Genomic DNA, 14,466 nt, shown 5'->3' on the forward strand with positions numbered 1-14,466 from the left:
CCCGCCTTCGGCGCGGAACAATGAGGACATGAACCACTCCAGCGGTCAGGCCCCCGCCCACGCGCAGCCCCACCCGCAGCAGCCTCAGCCTCAGCCCTCGGTCGGCTCCATCGCGGCCCACCGGCCGCATGCTGTCGCCGCGCCGCCTGTCCGGAATCTCGACCCCGACCTCGACGGCGACCTGGACTCGTACGAGGTCGACACCCTGGACGCGGAGGGGGAGGCGCTGCCCCAGGGGCGGTTCCTCGACCGTGAGCGCAGCTGGCTGGCGTTCAACGAGCGGGTGCTCGAGCTGGCCGAGGACCCGAACACGCCGCTGCTGGAGCGGGCGAACTTCCTCGCGATCTTCGCGAGCAACCTGGACGAGTTCTTCATGGTGCGGGTCGCCGGCCTCAAGCGGCGCATCGCGACCGGAGTCGCCACCCGCTCCGCCTCCGGGCTGCAGCCCCGTGAGGTGCTGGAGCTGATCTGGACCCGGTCGCGGGAGCTCATGGCCCGGCACGCGGCCTGCTTCCAGCAGGACGTCTCGCCCGCGCTGGCCGAAGAGGGCATACATCTGATCCGCTGGCCCGATCTCACGGAGGACGAGCAGTCCCGCCTCTTCACACTCTTCCGCCAGCAGATCTTCCCGGTCCTGACGCCCCTGGCCGTGGACCCGGCGCACCCCTTCCCGTATATCTCCGGGCTCTCCCTCAACCTCGCGGTCGTGGTGCGCAACCCGGTGAGCGGCCATGATCACTTCGCGCGTGTGAAGGTCCCGCCGCTGCTCTCCCGGTTCCTGGAGGCGTCGCCGCAGCGGTACGTACCGCTGGAGGACGTGATCGCGGCGCACCTGGAGGAGCTGTTCCCCGGCATGGAGGTGCTGGCGCACCATATGTTCCGGGTGACCCGCAACGAGGACCTGGAGGTCGAGGAGGACGACGCGGAGAACCTGCTCCAGGCCCTGGAGAAGGAGCTGCTGCGGCGCCGCTTCGGGCCCCCGGTGCGGCTGGAGGTCGAGGAGTCCATCGACCCGTACGTGCTCGACCTGCTGGTGCGCGAGCTGAAGGTCTCCGAGGCCGAGGTCTATCCGCTGCCGGGGCCGCTGGACCTCACCGGGCTCTTCGGTATAGCGGCGCTGGACCGGCCGGAGCTGAAGTACCCGAAGTTCGTGGCCGGGACGCACCGGGACCTGGCCGAGGTCGAGTCCGCCTCCGCGCCGGACATCTTCGCCGCGATGCGCGAGCGGGACATACTGCTGCACCACCCGTACGACTCCTTCTCGACCTCTGTCCAGGCATTCCTGGAGCAGGCGGCGGCCGACCCCGACGTACTCGCGATCAAGCAGACGCTCTACCGGACCTCCGGCAAGTCGCCGATCGTCGACGCGCTGATCGATGCCGCCGAGGCCGGTAAGCAGGTGCTGGTCCTCGTCGAGATCAAGGCCCGCTTCGACGAACAGGCCAACATCAAGTGGGCGCGCAAGCTGGAGGAAGCCGGCTGCCACGTGGTCTACGGCCTGGTCGGCCTCAAGACCCACTGCAAGCTGTCGCTGGTGGTCCGCCAGGAGGGCGACACGCTGCGCCGCTACTGCCACGTCGGCACCGGCAACTACCACCCGAAGACGGCCCGGCTGTACGAGGACCTGGGGCTGCTGACCGCCGACCCGAAGGTCGGCACCGACCTGTCCGACCTGTTCAACCGGTTGAGCGGCTACTCCCGGCGGGAGAACTACCAGCGGCTGCTGGTCGCCCCCAGGTCGCTGCGCGACGGGCTGATCAGCCGGATCAACCGCGAGATCACCCACCACAAGGCGGGGCGGCCCGCCTACGTACGGATCAAGGTCAACTCGATGGTCGACGAGGCCGTCGTCGACGCGCTGTACCGGGCCTCGCGGGCGGGTGTGCCGGTGGACGTCTGGGTGCGGGGCATCTGCGCGCTGCGGCCGGGGGTGCCGGGACTCTCGGAGAACATCCGGGTCCGCTCGATCCTCGGCCGGTTCCTGGAACATTCGCGGGTCTTCGCGTTCGGGAACGGGGGAGAGCCCGAGGTGTGGCTCGGCAGCGCCGACATGATGCACCGCAATCTCGACCGCCGGATCGAGGCCCTGGTGCGGGTCGCCGACCCGGGCCACCGCGCCTCTCTCAACCGTCTGCTGGAGTCCGGCATGTCCGACTCCACCTCCTCCTGGCATCTGGGCCCGGACGGCGAGTGGACGCGGCACGCAACGGATGCGGACGGACAACCGTTGCGGAACATACAGGAAACGCTCATAGACGCCCGGAGGCGACGGCGTGGTACAGCGACATGATCTGTCGTCGCCGGTCGGGGTTACGGGGGCCGGCCGGTCGCACGGCGCTCCACCCGCCGCTGCCCTCGGCCCTGGGGGGTACGACACGATGACGGACGGTGTGATGGGGGCCGAAGCGGCGGCGGCCGGGCCGGCGCTCGCGACGGCCACGGCGGGCGATGTGCTGTCGTGGTACTTGAACACACAGGCCGGGGACTTTCTGCGGAGCCTGCGCCAGCAGCGCGAGAGCGGAGCGGACGCCGAGGAGGCGGCCGAGGCCGCCCGGCTGCTGCGCCGCTGCGCGCGGCGGATCAGCGGCACGCTGTGGGTCTACCGGCCGATCACGGACACCGCGTGGGCGGATCAGCTGCGCACCGAACTGGTGTGGCTGTCCGGCACGCTCGCGCTGGAGCACGCCTACGCGGCGCGCCTGACCCGGCTGCGCGGCGCCCTGCACCGGCTCTCGGGCGCGGGCGCCCCGGCGGACGTGGCGGCGGACGCGGCCACTGGCGTGGGCTCTGGTGCGGGTTCCGGTGCGGGCGGGGACGTTCGGGGGGACGTCCGGGCGGATGCCCGCGTGGATGCGGCGGCGGACGTACGGCGGGAAGCGCGGGCGGATGCGCGCGTGGACTCACGGGCGGAGGCGCGGCCGGATACGCGGGCGGACGTGCGGGCGGACGTGCGGGCGGACGCGCGGGGCGATGTGGCGGCGGGGGACGCCGCGGCGCAGCGCCCGTCCCGGGCCGCACGCCGCAGCGTCTCCCTGACGGCCGACGCCCCGCAGGACCCGCCAGGCTCGCGCGGGAGCGGTACCGCGAGCGGGGGTGCGGGGAGCGGGGGTGCGGCGGCGAGCGCCGGACGTGACACCCATGACGCTGAACGTGACGCCACCCGTGACGCCACTCGTGATGCTGCCCGTGACGCCGTGAAGGACACCGCCGACGGGGACGCGGCGGCCGGGCAGCGGGGCGACAGGGCGAAGCAGCAGCCGGGCGGCGGCGCCGGACCGCGGTCGGGCGGCGGCGCGGACGAGGCCCGGGGCGGGGCGCTGACGGTCGGGGCCGCGCGGGCCGGGGCCCTCCTGGAGCGCCAGCTCACCCTCGCGCGGACCCGCGCGCACACCGCGGCCCTTCAGGTGCTCGGGTCCTCCCGGTTCCACGCGGTCGCCGACGCGGTCGCGCTGCTGGCCTCCGAGGTCCCCCTCGACGAGGCCGCCGCGGCCCGCCCCGCCGATCTGGCGCTGCCCCCGCTCGCGGAGCTGGCCCACCGGCGGCTGGTCGAGTCGGTCGAGGCGCTGCCGCTGGGCCGGGCCGGGCATCCGTACAACGCGGAGGCGCTGATCCACGGCCTCGCCGCGACCTCTGCGGCCGACGCCCCGCCCGCCAGCGAGCGGCAGGACGCGCCCTGGGACCAGGTGCGGCGGCTGCTGCGGCTGCGGCGTTACGCCCTGGAGGTGCTCGACGTGGGGCAGCGGCCGGACGCCACCGGGCCGGTGGAGGCCGACCCCGCCCTGTCCGTACGGCTGCTGGCCGCCGGGCAGGCGCTCGAACGGCACCGGGACGCGGCCGAGGCGGCGGCCGCCTCGGCCGCCGCGGCCCGGACCCCGCGGATCGCCCCCGCCACCGCCTATGCCCTCGGCGTGCTGCACGCCGACCAACGACACGAGGTCGAGGCCGCCCGCTTCGCCTTCGGGCGGATCTGGCAGCGGATCGCGGCCTCGGCGTCCTGACGGACTCCTGACGGACTCCTGACGGACTCCTGACGGACTCCTGGCGGACTCCTGACGGATTCCTGACGGACGGGAAGGGACGGGAGCAGAGGGGAGCCGGTGCATGGATGAGAAGTCGGTGATCCGCGCGGCGGGGTGCGTCCTGTGGCGGCGCTCCCCGCGCGGCGGCGGACCGGAGATCGCGCTCGTGCACAGACCGCGTTACGACGACTGGTCGCATCCGAAAGGCAAGCTCAAGCGGGGCGAGGAGCCGCTGCAGGGCGCGGTGCGCGAGGTGCTGGAGGAGACCGGGGTGGTCTGTGTGCCGGGGGCCGCGCTGCCCACCGTGCGCTATCTGGCCAAGGGCCGCCCCAAGGAGGTCCGTTACTGGGCGGCGGAACCGGCCGGGACCGGCGGGGCCCATGGAACCGACGAGGACTTCGTGCCCAACGACGAGGTCGACCGGCTCGTATGGCTGCCGCCGGACGAGGCCCGTGCGTGGCTGACGCATGACCACGACCGGGCGCTCGTCGACGCGTTCCTCGACACCCTGCGCTCACGGGCATGAAGGGGGTGGCGGCCCCCGAGGCGGACCTCAGGCCCCCGGCCGGCGGCGACGCTGTGCCTTGTCGGCCAGGGCGGGCGGCGTGTAGTAGCTGTCGTCCCGGTTGAGGTCCGTACCCGGTGGGACGATTTCGTCGATGCGGTCCAGGACGTCCTCGCTCAGCTCCACGTCCACCCCCGCGAGCAGGTCCTCCAGCTGCTCCATCGTGCGCGGGCCGATGATCACCGAGGTGACGGCCGGGTGCGACCGTACGAACGCGAGCGCCAGATGCGGCAGCGAGAGCTTGGCGTCCGAGGCCAGCTCGGCCAGCCGGCCGACGGCCTCCAGCTTGCGCGCGTTCCCCGGCAGCGAGGGGTCGAACTTGTGCTGCTCCATGGCCGTACGGCCGCCGGTCAGATCGACGTCGGACGCCTTGGTGTAGCGGCCGGACAGCCAGCCCGCGGAGAGCGGGCCCCAGGTCAGCACGCCCATCCCGTACTTCTGGGCGGTCGGCAGCACCGCCGCCTCCACCGAGCGCGCCAGCATCGAGTACGGCGGCTGCTCGCTGCGGAAGCGGACGTGGCCGCGCCGTTCGGAGGTCCACTGGGCCTCCACGATCTGCTCCGCCGGGAAGGTGGACGAGCCCACGGCCCGCACCTTCCCCGCCCGGACGAGGTCCGACAGGACCGAAAGAGTCTCGTCGATATCGGTCGCCGGGTCGGGGCGGTGGATCTGGTACAGGTCGATGTAGTCGGTGCCGAGGCGGCGCAGGCTGTTCTCGATCTCGCGGGTGATCCAGCGCCGGGAGTTGCCGCCGTGGTTGGCGTCCGGCCCCATCGAGCCATGAGCCTTGGTCGCCAGGACGACATCGTCACGGCGCCCCTTGAGCGCCTTGCCGACGATGTCCTCCGACTCGCCGCTGGAGTAGACGTCGGCGGTGTCGACGAAGTTGATGCCCGCGTCCAGGGCGCGGTGGATGATCCGTACCGAGTCGTCGTGGTCCTGGTTGGCCCAGCTTCCGAACATCATCGTGCCCAGGGCGTATTCGCTGACCGAGATGCCGGTGCCGCCGAGGATTCTGCGCTTCATGGGGTCCGCCTTATGTGGATGCGGTCGTGGATGCGGTCGTCGATGCGGTCGTGAATGCGGCCGCGGATGCGGTCTGCCGCGGTCTGTGGCTACAGCCTCGGATCCGGGTGATGGGGGGACCAGGCCCGGTTCAACCTGGGTCCGGCAGAACCACCCGGACGGGCCCCTTCCGGGTACCCCCGCGGATAATGGAGCGATGGGCGATGCGGAGCCGGAGATCAAGGCGTTCCTGAGGGCGCGGCGCGCGGCGCTCGACCCCGCCGAGCTGGGGTTGTCCGAAGGGCTCGTACGGCGCCGGGTGCGGGGGCTGCGCCGCGAGGAGGTCGCGCAGCTGGCGGGGATCAGCGTCGACTACTACACCCGTATCGAGCAGGGCCGCGCCCCCGCCGTCTCGGACTCGGTGGTGGACGCCCTCGCGCGGGCGCTGCGGCTGACGCCGTCCGAGCACACGTATCTGCGCAACATCACGCTGCCCCGGCACGGGCACGGACCTGGGCAGCAGCTGGATTCCGGTCCCCGGCCGCGGGTGCGGCCCGAGGTCCGGCTGTTGCTGGACGCCATGGACGAGGCCGTGCCCGCCTTCGTCTTCGGGCCCGGCGCGGACATCCTCGCCTGGAATCTGCTGGGCGGCCGGGTCTGCTTCGACCTCCCCGCGATCCCGGAGCGCGAGCGCAACGCCGCCATGTTGGTCTTCCTCCACCCGGACGCCAGGGCCCTGCACCCGGACTGGGACAAGGTCGCCGACGAGACGGTGGCGAGCCTGCGGGCGGAGACCGGACGCCACCCCGGCCACCCCAGGGTGTGCCAGGTCGTCGAGGAGCTGCTGGAGCGGAGTGAGGAGTTCCGGCGGCGGTGGGAGGCGCAGCTGGTACGCGAGCGCACCAGCGGTACGAAGTGGATCCGGCACCCGGTGGTGGGGGATCTGACGCTGGCGTACGAGGCCCTCGTGCTCCCCTCGGACCCCGGCCAGGTGTTGTGCACCTACGCGGTGGAGAAGGGCTCGCCGACGGCCGAGGCGCTGCGGACGCTGGCGCGGGCCACAGCAGTGGTTGCGTAGTCGGGTAGTGGTTGCGCAGTCGGGGCGCGCTTCGCGTTACGCGCCGCCCTCCCGGGTACGGGTGAACACCCGCTCCCGGGCCGTCTCAAGCCCCGTCGCCACCGCGCCGAGCAGCACCGCGTCCTCGCCGAGCGCGCTCGCCGCCACCTTCGGCCGCAGCGGTCCGATCCGCTGCAGGGTCAGCTCCACCGTCCGCAGCAGCAGGTCCGCGCTGTGGCCGACGCCACCGCCGAGCACCACCAGGTCCGGGTCGAGCACGGCCGCGACGGCCGCGACCACATGGGCCAGTCGCTCGGCCTCCTGTCGTACGGCCTCCAGCGCGGGAGCGACCCCGTCCCGCGCCGCGTCGAAGACGGCCTTGGCGGTCAGCGGTTCGGACCTGGTCCCGGACATGCCGAGCTCCCGGGCGGCCCGTACGACCGCCTCGGCCGCGACGGCGTCCTCAAGACCCTGCCGCTCGGCGCCGCCCACCTGGGGCAGCAGCGGCAGGAAGCCGATCTCCCCGGCCGCCCCGTGCGCCCCGGTGAACAGCCGCCCGTCGGCCACCACGCCCATGCCGAGACCGGTGCCGACCAGGACGTATACGAAGAGCCTGCTGCCCCGCCCGGCGCCGAAGGCGTACTCGCCGAGCGCCGCCAGATTCGCGTCGTTGTGCACCGACAGGGAGGTGCCCAGTGGGGTGCCCAACTCCTCGCGCATCCGGTCCAGCAGGCCCGCGCGCCCCCAACCGGGCAGGTTGTCGGCGTAGCGCACCCGCCGCTGTTCGGGGTCGTACACGCCGGGCACGCCGACGACGGTGTGCGCGACCAGGGCCGGGTCCACCCCGGCGTCGGCGATGACCCGGCGGGCCGCCGCGACGGTGAGGTCCGCCATGGCGGCGGCGCTGCGGCCGCGGTTGCGCACCTCCGCGCGTGCGACGACGGTGCCGTCCAGGTCGGCGGCGGCCACGCGCAGCCAGGCGCGCCCGATGTCCAGGCCGAGGACGTAGCCGGCGGTCGGGTCCGGCTCGTACAGCACGGCGACCCTGCCCCGCTCCGGTGGCGCCTGCCGGCCCGCCTCGCGTACCAGACCGGCCTCTTCGAGGGCGGCCAGGGCGCTGGAGACGGTGGGCTTGGACAGGCCCGTCTCGCGGGCGAGTTGGGCCCGGGAGGCGGGGCCCTCGGCGCGCAGCCGGGCCAGCAGCAGGCGTTCGTTGTTGCTGCGCAGCCGCTGCCGGTTCCAGGGTTCCGAGTCTTGACTCATCAAGTAAGGCTCCTTAACTTAATCACACTCGCACAGCGAGCCAGGGAGGTCCAGATGGCCGGAGGACCGGCGCTCAGCAAGACCCCGCCGGGCGGGGGAAGCGGCAGCGGGGGCGAGGGGAACGGCGCAGGCGGCGGGGGCGGATTCGTCCGCCGGATCGGGCTGTTCCAGGCCACCGCCATCAACATGAGCCAGATGTGCGGCATCGGGCCGTTCGTGACCATCCCCCTCATGGTCGCGGCCTTCGGCGGGCCCCAGGCCGTCATCGGCTTTCTCGCGGGCGCGGTGCTGGCGCTGGCGGACGGGCTGATCTGGGCCGAACTCGGCGCCTCGCTGCCCGGCGCCGGGGGCAGTTACGTCTATCTGCGCCAGGCGTTCCAGTACCGCAGCGGCAAGCTGATGCCCTTTCTGTTCGTCTGGACGGCGATGCTGTTCATCCCGCTGATCATGTCCACGGGCGTGGTCGGGCTTGTGCAGTACCTCGGGTATCTGTGGCACGGCATGACACAGACGCAGGGCGACCTCGTCGGACTCGGCGTCATCGCCCTGGTCGTGCTGCTGCTGTGGCGGGGCGTGGAGCACATCGCCAGGCTCAGCGCCGTGATGTGGGGCGTGATGATCACCTCCGTGGTGCTGGTGATCGCGGCGGCGCTCAGCGACTTCGACCCGGACAAGGCGTTCACCTACCCCGCGCACGCCTTCGACCTGGGGTCCGGCCACTTCTGGACCGGCTTCGCGGCGGGGCTGACCATCGGCATCTACGACTACCTCGGCTACAACACCGCCGCGTACATGGGCGCCGAGATCAAGGACCCCGGCCGCACCCTGCCCCGCGCGATCGTCGTCTCGATCCTCGGCATCATGGGCATCTACCTGCTGCTCCAGATCGGCACCCTCGGCGTCATCGACTGGCATCAGATGCTCGACTCCGAATCGGTGGCGTCCCAATCCGTCGCGTCCGCGGTCATGGAAGAGACCTGGGGGAAGGGGGCGGCCGATGTCGTCACGGTCCTCATCCTGGTCACAGCCTTCGCGTCCGTCTTCGCGGGGCTGCTCGGCGGCTCCCGCGTCCCCTACGACGCCGCCCGCGAACGCGTCTTCTTCCGCCCGTACGGCACGCTCCACCCGCGCCACCGCTTCCCCGTGCTGGGCCTGGCCACGATGGGCGTGGTCACGGCCATCGGCTTCCTGATCGGCCGCCACACCGACCTGGCCACGCTGATCCAGCTGCTCACCACCGTGATGGTCATCGTGCAGGCGCTGGCGCAGGTCCTCGCCGTGACGGTGCTGCGCCGCCGGCAGCCGGCGCTGCGGCGCCCGTACCGGATGTGGCTGTATCCGCTGCCGAGCGTGGTCGCGCTGGTCGGGTGGCTGGTGATCTACGGATACGCGGACAAGAACTCGCCCGGGCGCCACCCCATCGAGTGGTCGCTGGCGTGGGTCGGGGCGGGATGTGTGGCGTTCGTGCTCTGGTCGCGGTTCGAGAAGGTGTGGCCGTTCGGGCCGAAGGAGATCAGCGAGGAGTATCTGGGCGGGGGTGTGGACGGGGCGGCCAGGGCAGACGGGACGAGCAGGGCGGCCGGGGCACAGGGGACGAGCGGGGCGGCCGGGGCAGACGGGACGAGCGGGGCGGCCAGGGTAGACGGGACGAGCGGGGCGGCCAGGGCAGAGGGGGCGCCCGGGGCAGGCGAGGCAGACAGGCCGGACGGTACGGACGGGGTGGCCGGGGCGGACGACGGGACGGACGGGGTCACGGGCGCGGCGCCAGCGCCTCCCAGCTGACGGTGACCTCGCCCTGACGCCAGCGCCGCGGGCCGTCCACGAGCGGCCAGCCCGCGGCGCGCAGCGCCTCGGCGCTGCGTATCCAGCGCTGGCGCGCGCCCAGCGCCGCGTACGGGGCGGCGGCCGCCCAGGCGCGGTCGAAGTCGCGCAGGAAGGTGTGCACCGGCTCGCCCGGCACATTGCGGTGGATGAGCGCCTTCGGCAGCCGTTCGGCCAGGTCGGAGGGGCGGTCCAGGGAGCCGAGCCGGGCCGCGAAGGTCACGGTGCGCGGGCCGTGCGCGGTGAGGGCGACCCACACATGCCGCCGCCCGATCTCGTCGCAGGTTCCCTCCACCAGCAGCCCGCCCGGCGCCAGCCGCGCGCACAGCCGCCGCCACACGTCGGCGACCTCGTCCTCGTCGTACTGGCGCAGCACATTGGCCGCCCGGATCAGCGCGGGCCGCGCGCCGTCCGGCAGCGGCACCTCGAATCCGCCGTGCGCGAAGTCCAGCCCCTCCCGCTGGTACGGCCGCGCGGCGGCGACCCGGGCCGGGTCGATCTCGACGCCCACGACCCGGGCGTCCGGCCGTACCGTACGCAGCCTGCCCAGCAGCTCCACGGCGGTCCACGGCGCGGCCCCGTAGCCCAGGTCCACGGCGATGGGCGCCTCGGCGCGGCGCAGCGCGGGGGCGTGGGCGGCAGCGATCCACCGGTCCATGCGGCGCAGCCGGTTGGGATTGGTGGTCCCCCGGGTCGCCGACCCGATGGGCCGGCCCGGCGGCGAGGAGCGCTGCGGAGGGACGCTGACAGACATGCGCCGAGCCTAAGCGCCGGAGTGTCCGCACCCAGAAGCACCGGACGGCCCGCCCCGGAACATCACGCTTTGGCAAAGAGGAAACACACTTCGGCAAAGCGGAAATGGGAACAACAGGTTCCGGTGTTGAGAGGTCGGAGGGGAAATCCGGAGTCCGCCTCCGCCCGAGTCCGGCCCCGGCAAGGAGGTATCGCGCGGTGAGCCAGCACATTCCCCGCCTCGGCGGCCTGAGAGGCCGTTCCCACGGACACGGACATGGACACGGAGCGTTCGGCGGGCCGCACCATCCGCGCCTCAGGCGCGTCGGGCGCCGCCCCCGCCGGATCGCGATGCTCAGCGTGCACACCTCGCCGCTGCACCAGCCCGGCACCGGTGACGCGGGCGGCATGAACGTCTACATCGTGGAGCTCGCCAAGCGGCTGGCCACCATCGACATCGAGGTGGAGATCTTCACCCGCGCCACCACCGGCACCCTCCCGCCCACCGTCGAGCTCGCGCCCGGTGTGCTCGTACGGCATGTGGACGCCGGTCCGTACGAGGGGCTGGCCAAGGAAGACCTCCCGGCCCAGCTGTGCGCGTTCACCCACGGCGTCATGGGGGCCTGGGCGGGGCAGCGCCCCGGGTACTACGACCTCGTCCACTCCCACTACTGGCTCTCCGGCCACGTCGGCTGGCTGGCCGCCCAGCGCTGGCGGGTGCCGCTGGTCCACGCCATGCACACCATGGCCAAGGTCAAGAACGCCGCCCTCGCGGAGGGCGACACCGCCGAGCCCGCGGCCCGCGTCATCGGCGAGGAGCAGATCGTCGGGGCCGCCGACCGGCTCATAGCCAACACCGAGGAGGAGGCGGACGAACTGGTCCGCCACTACGGCGCGGACCCCGAGCTGGTCGCCGTCGTCCACCCCGGGGTGAACCTCGAACGCTTCCGGCCCGCCGACGGCCGCGCCGCCGCCCGCGCGCGCCTGGGACTGCCGCCCGACGCGCTGATACCGCTGTTCGCCGGGCGCATCCAGCCGCTGAAGGCGCCCGACATCCTGCTGCGCGCGGTCGCCCATCTGCTGGACGAGGACCCGCGGCTGCGCGAGCGGATCGTCGTCCCGGTGGTCGGCGGGCCGAGCGGCAGCGGTCTTGCGAAGCCGGAGCGGCTGCACAAGCTCGCGGCCCGGCTCGGCGTCAGCGATGTGGTCCGCTTCCGGCCGCCGTGCACCCAGGACGAGCTCGCGGACTGGTACCGGGCGGCGTCCGTGCTGGTCATGCCCTCGTACAACGAGTCGTTCGGGCTGGTGGCGATCGAGGCCCAGGCCTGCGGCACACCGGTGATCGCCGCCGAGGTGGGCGGTCTGCCCGTGGCCGTACGGGACGGGCACAGCGGCATCCTGGTGCCCGGCCACAACCCGGCCGACTACGCCCGGGAGCTGCACCGCCTGTCCGCCGACCCTGGGCTGCTGAAACGTTTGGGCAGTGGGGCCGCCCACCACGCCGAGCGCTTCGGGTGGGACAAGGCCGCCGCGGCGACGGCGGACGTCTACGCGGAGGCGATGCGCGGGTACCGTCGCCTACGATCGGTTCATGGGTGACGCCGAGGTCAGCAACAAGGTCAGCAGCGAGTCCAGGAACGAGTCCAGGAACGAGACCGCCGGGACGACGGCCGCCAGGGCCGTGATCGAGCAGACGCTGCGCGACGCCGAGCTGGAGTGGGAGAGCCCGTCCGACGGCACGTACGTCGTCACGCTGCCCGGCACCCGCAAGCTGTCCACGACCTGTTCGCTGCGTCTGGGCCGGCACTCGCTGTCGGTCAACGCCTTCGTCGTCCGCCGCCCCGACGAGAACCACGAGGCCGTGCACCGCTGGCTGCTGGAGCGCAACACCCGCCTGTACGGGATGAGTTACGCGATCGACCAGCTCGGCGACATCTATCTGGTGGGCCGGCTGCCGCTGTCGGCGGTCACACCGGAGGAGCTGGACCGGGTGCTCGGCACGGTGCTGGAGAACGCCGACGGCAGCTTCAACACGCTGCTGGAGATGGGGTTCGCCAGCGCGATCCGCAAGGAGTACGCATGGCGTACGGCGCGTGGCGAGTCCACGCGGAACCTGGCGGCGTTCGCCCATCTGACCGGCGAGTCCTGAGCGCCTGGGCAACCCGCCCCCTCGCCCCGCCCTTGCACGACCCCTTCCGCCCACCCCTGCCCCGTGGCATCCTCACGCCGTCGCACATCTGAACGCCGTTCACATGCATGGAAGGCGGGCTCATGGACAGCAGGGACAGGGAGATCGACCGGAGAAGACTGCTCGGTGGCGCGCTCGGCGCCGCGACGGCCATGACGGGCGCATCGCTGCTCGGCGCCACCTCGGCGGTGGCACAGCAAGCAGCCGGACACAGCACAGCCGCACCCCCCACATCCACCCTGTGGCGGGAGTTCCGCGCCGCCCCGTACACGCACCCCCAGATCCCCTACGTCGGCCGGGCCGGCTACCGGGGCGGGAGCGCGGACTTCCCGCGCCACCCCGTCGTCGCCGACGTCCGCGCGTACGGCGCCGAACCGGACGGCTCGGCCGATGCCGCCCCCGCGATCAACCGCGCCATCGCGGACGCCGGCCGGCGGGGCGGTGGCACGGTCCTGGTGCCGCCCGGTACGTACCGCGTGGACGACGTCATCCGCCTCGGCCACGACAACGTCGTCCTGCGCGGCGCGGGCAGCGGCCGCACCACCCTGCACGCCACCCGCCACCTCACCGAGCTGATCGGCCCGTACGGCAGCCGGTACGGCGGCAACAAGTCCTCCTGGTCCTGGTCGGGCGGCCTGATCTGGATCTGCCCGACCGACCGCTGGCGCACCCTCACCGACGCGATCAAGGCGCAGGACTGGCCCTTCGAGGGCTGGACCGGCAACAAGCGCGACGAGTGGCACACCCTCACCGCCGTCACCGGCTCCGCCCGGCGCGGCGACTGGACCGTCACCGTCGCGGACACCGCCCGGCTGCGCCGCGGCGACCGCGTACTGCTGCAGCTCAGCGACGACGCGGACCACACCCTGCTGCGCCATATGGCCGGGGACGTCGAGGGCGCCGCCGACTACGTGTGGACCGACAAGACCAAGCTGACCTCGTACGTCCCGTACGAGTGGCCCTGCCGGATCACCGCCGTCGACGCCCGCCGCCGCCGGGTCACCCTCGACCGCCCCCTCCCGCTCGACGCCCGGCCCGTCTGGCAGCCGCGGCTGACGACCCTGGTCAAGGGCGTCGTCGGCGCGGGCGTCGAGGGCATCACCCTCGACATCGTCGAGACGCCGCAGTCGCAGCATCTGCTCGACAAGGGCTACAACGGCGTGGCGCTGCAGTGCGCTTGGGACTGCTGGGTCGACGACGTGACCGTCAACAACCCCGACAACGGCTTCCTGCTGGTCGCGGCGAAGGCCTGCACGCTCAGCCGGGTACGGGTCTCCGGCCGCGGCAGCCACCACCCGTTCTGCTGCCGCGAGGGCTCCCACGACAACCTCATCGAGGACTTCGTGCTCAGCGAGCGCACGGTCCCGGCCCCTGCCGGGACGCAGCTGCACGGGATCAACGTCGAGGGCCTGTCCAGCTACAACGTCTGGTCGCGCGGGCGCATGGAGATGGGCACCTTCGACACCCACCGCGGGATGCCCTTCGCCAACGTCCGCACCGACATCACCGTCAACAACGACGGGCGGCACGGCGGCGACGCGAGCGCGGGGCCGCTGTACGGCGCGCGGTTCACCCACTGGAACGTCACCGTCACCAACCAGCGCGCGGGCCTGATCAAGATCGACGAGATCGCCCCGTACAGCGCGACGGCCGGCATCAGCGAGGTCCGCGAGTTCGACCAGACCGACGTCCCGGACTTCGCCGGTCCGCTCCACTCCCGTATCGAGTCCTACGGCCACCCGGAGGCGCTGCGCCCCCGCAACCTCTACGAGGCGCAGCGCGACTTGGACCGCTGAACGTCCCCGAGATTCAACGT

11 protein-coding genes are annotated in these 14,466 nt (G+C 72.8%); 8 read left to right on the forward strand and 3 right to left on the reverse strand.

Going from position 1 to position 14,466, the window contains the following annotated elements; all coding sequences use genetic code 11:
• The first annotated feature begins 28 nt into the window (after window positions 1-28).
• The 3 genes from ACH4U7_RS24050 (at window position 29) to ACH4U7_RS24060 (ending at window position 4,545) form a co-directional block, all read left to right on the forward strand.
• Window positions 29-2,290, forward strand: a complete 2,262-nt coding sequence (locus tag ACH4U7_RS24050) for an RNA degradosome polyphosphate kinase (protein ID WP_398529913.1) — start codon at window positions 29-31, stop codon at window positions 2,288-2,290.
• A gap of 88 nt (window positions 2,291-2,378) precedes the next feature.
• A complete protein-coding gene (locus tag ACH4U7_RS24055; protein WP_398529914.1) occupies window positions 2,379-3,998 on the forward strand; it encodes a hypothetical protein in 1,620 nt (539 codons plus the stop codon).
• A 103-nt stretch (window positions 3,999-4,101) separates the two neighbouring features.
• Window positions 4,102-4,545 carry an NUDIX hydrolase gene (locus ACH4U7_RS24060; RefSeq protein ID WP_398529915.1) on the forward strand — a complete coding sequence of 148 codons (444 nt, stop codon included), beginning with the start codon at window positions 4,102-4,104 and terminating at the stop codon, window positions 4,543-4,545.
• 27 nt (window positions 4,546-4,572) lie between these two features.
• On the opposite strand, the gene ACH4U7_RS24065 is transcribed toward ACH4U7_RS24060, so the two are convergent.
• Window positions 4,573-5,610, reverse strand: coding sequence for an aldo/keto reductase (locus tag ACH4U7_RS24065; protein ID WP_398529916.1), 1,038 nt, complete (start codon window positions 5,608-5,610; stop codon window positions 4,573-4,575).
• A gap of 196 nt (window positions 5,611-5,806) precedes the next feature.
• Between ACH4U7_RS24065 and ACH4U7_RS24070 the strand changes: the two genes are divergently transcribed.
• Window positions 5,807-6,667 carry a helix-turn-helix domain-containing protein gene (locus ACH4U7_RS24070; RefSeq protein ID WP_398529917.1) on the forward strand — a complete coding sequence of 287 codons (861 nt, stop codon included), beginning with the start codon at window positions 5,807-5,809 and terminating at the stop codon, window positions 6,665-6,667.
• A 36-nt stretch (window positions 6,668-6,703) separates the two neighbouring features.
• Here the strand turns inward: ACH4U7_RS24070 and ACH4U7_RS24075 are convergent, their stop codons facing one another.
• The gene (locus tag ACH4U7_RS24075) at window positions 6,704-7,909 is read right to left on the reverse strand and encodes an ROK family protein (protein WP_398529918.1); all 1,206 of its coding nucleotides are present in this window, start codon (window positions 7,907-7,909) and stop codon (window positions 6,704-6,706) included.
• Window positions 7,910-8,095: 186 nt separating this feature from the next.
• On the opposite strand from ACH4U7_RS24075, the gene ACH4U7_RS24080 reads away from it, so the two are divergent.
• Window positions 8,096-9,691, forward strand: coding sequence for an amino acid permease (locus tag ACH4U7_RS24080; RefSeq protein ID WP_398530227.1), 1,596 nt, complete (start codon window positions 8,096-8,098; stop codon window positions 9,689-9,691).
• Here ACH4U7_RS24080 and ACH4U7_RS24085 read toward each other — a convergent pair.
• Window positions 9,660-10,484 (reverse strand): class I SAM-dependent methyltransferase, encoded by an 825-nt coding sequence (locus ACH4U7_RS24085; RefSeq protein ID WP_398529919.1) that lies wholly within the window; start codon window positions 10,482-10,484, stop codon window positions 9,660-9,662. The genes ACH4U7_RS24080 and ACH4U7_RS24085 overlap by 32 nt on opposite strands.
• 197 nt (window positions 10,485-10,681) lie before the next feature.
• Here ACH4U7_RS24085 and mshA point away from each other — a divergent pair, with 197 nt between their 5' ends.
• From mshA to ACH4U7_RS24100, 3 genes are all read left to right on the forward strand, one after another.
• A complete protein-coding gene (mshA, locus tag ACH4U7_RS24090; RefSeq protein WP_398529920.1) occupies window positions 10,682-12,061 on the forward strand; it encodes a D-inositol-3-phosphate glycosyltransferase in 1,380 nt (459 codons plus the stop codon).
• Window positions 12,054-12,611 carry a YbjN domain-containing protein gene (locus ACH4U7_RS24095; RefSeq protein WP_398529921.1) on the forward strand — a complete coding sequence of 186 codons (558 nt, stop codon included), beginning with the start codon at window positions 12,054-12,056 and terminating at the stop codon, window positions 12,609-12,611. The genes mshA and ACH4U7_RS24095 overlap by 8 nt, the downstream gene beginning before the upstream one ends.
• A gap of 107 nt (window positions 12,612-12,718) precedes the next feature.
• Window positions 12,719-14,446 (forward strand): glycosyl hydrolase family 28-related protein, encoded by a 1,728-nt coding sequence (locus tag ACH4U7_RS24100; RefSeq protein ID WP_398529922.1) that lies wholly within the window; start codon window positions 12,719-12,721, stop codon window positions 14,444-14,446.
• Window positions 14,447-14,466: the final 20 nt, after the last annotated feature.

It is taken from the genome of Streptomyces sp. NPDC020845, assembly GCF_044334165.1.
Classification (GTDB): Bacteria; Actinomycetota; Actinomycetes; order Streptomycetales; family Streptomycetaceae; genus Streptomyces.

Coding starts and splice junctions, on each gene's coding strand:
- ACH4U7_RS24070 (WP_398529917.1), top strand. CDS start 5,807: ATGGGCGATGCGGAGCCGGAGATCAAGGCGTTCCTGAGGGCGCGGCGC.
- ACH4U7_RS24055 (WP_398529914.1), top strand. CDS start 2,379: ATGACGGACGGTGTGATGGGGGCCGAAGCGGCGGCGGCCGGGCCGGCG.
- ACH4U7_RS24085 (WP_398529919.1), bottom strand. CDS start 10,484: ATGTCTGTCAGCGTCCCTCCGCAGCGCTCCTCGCCGCCGGGCCGGCCC.
- ACH4U7_RS24050 (WP_398529913.1), top strand. CDS start 29: ATGAACCACTCCAGCGGTCAGGCCCCCGCCCACGCGCAGCCCCACCCG.
- ACH4U7_RS24075 (WP_398529918.1), bottom strand. CDS start 7,909: ATGAGTCAAGACTCGGAACCCTGGAACCGGCAGCGGCTGCGCAGCAAC.
- ACH4U7_RS24065 (WP_398529916.1), bottom strand. CDS start 5,610: ATGAAGCGCAGAATCCTCGGCGGCACCGGCATCTCGGTCAGCGAATAC.
- ACH4U7_RS24060 (WP_398529915.1), top strand. CDS start 4,102: ATGGATGAGAAGTCGGTGATCCGCGCGGCGGGGTGCGTCCTGTGGCGG.
- ACH4U7_RS24095 (WP_398529921.1), top strand. CDS start 12,054: ATGGGTGACGCCGAGGTCAGCAACAAGGTCAGCAGCGAGTCCAGGAAC.
- ACH4U7_RS24100 (WP_398529922.1), top strand. CDS start 12,719: ATGGAAGGCGGGCTCATGGACAGCAGGGACAGGGAGATCGACCGGAGA.
- ACH4U7_RS24080 (WP_398530227.1), top strand. CDS start 8,096: ATGAGCCAGATGTGCGGCATCGGGCCGTTCGTGACCATCCCCCTCATG.